General features: G+C 58.9%; 1 protein-coding gene. It reads left to right on the plus strand.

The window, feature by feature from the left end; genetic code table 11:
• Window positions 1-56 precede the first annotated feature (56 nt).
• Window positions 57-952 (plus strand): ABC transporter transmembrane domain-containing protein (locus tag CSQ89_RS21655; RefSeq protein ID WP_233203442.1); only part of this gene is annotated, 896 nt, incomplete at its 3' end.

The raw sequence follows: 952 nt of genomic DNA on the forward strand, positions 1-952 counted from the left end.
CTCAGGGCACCGCTGTCGATGCCCCCTCTTCTTCCCAGCCCGTCGACTCGGGCTTGATGGGTTTGGTCATGCTGGCGCGCTTTCATGCTGTCGCCGCAGAGCCTGCGCAATTGGCACATGAGTTTGGCGGCGGTGTGGCGTTTGATGAAATGCGCATCCTGCGGGCAGCCAAGCAGCTTGGCCTCAAGGCCCGTGCGGTAGATGCGAAGGTCGATCGGCTGGATACCTTACCGCTGCCGGCTTTGGCGGAAGATGTGGCCGGTGGTTACTTTATTGTTGCGCGCGTTACCGATGACCAAGTACTGATTCAAGACCCACGGGTGGGCCGACCCGAGACGATAAGCCGCGATATCCTGGTTAACCGGTGGAGCGGCCGGCTGCTGCTGTTTGCGTCGCGTGCCTCGCTGGCTGGCGAGCTGGCCAAGTTCGACTTCACTTGGTTTATTCCGGCGGTGGTCAAATACCGCAAGCTGCTCGGCGAAGTGCTGTTCGTCTCATTTATTTTGCAATTGATTGGCTTACTCACGCCGCTGTTTTTCCAGGTGGTGATGGACAAGGTGCTGGTACACCGTGGCTTCTCTACGCTGGATGTAATCGCCGTGGGTTTGCTGGCGGTGTCGATTTTTGAAGTGGTGCTCACCGGGCTGCGCACTTGGTTGTTCTCGCACACCACCAACCGGATTGACGTCGAGCTGGGCGCACGGTTGTTCCGCCATTTGCTCAACCTGCCGCTGGCCTACTTCCAGGCCCGCCGGGTGGGTGATTCGGTGGCGCGGGTACGCGAGTTGGAAAACATCCGCCAATTCCTAACCGGCAACGCCATCACCCTGCTGATGGACCTGCTGTTCTCGGTCGTCTTCATCGCCGTGATGTTCTACTACAGCGGCTGGTTGACCTTGATTGTGCTGCTCAGCCTGCCTTGCTACGCCTTGTTGTCGTTCATGATCACCCC

It is taken from the genome of Chitinimonas sp. BJB300 (genome assembly GCF_002735695.1).
Classification (GTDB): Bacteria; Pseudomonadota; Gammaproteobacteria; order Burkholderiales; family Chitinimonadaceae; genus Chitinimonas.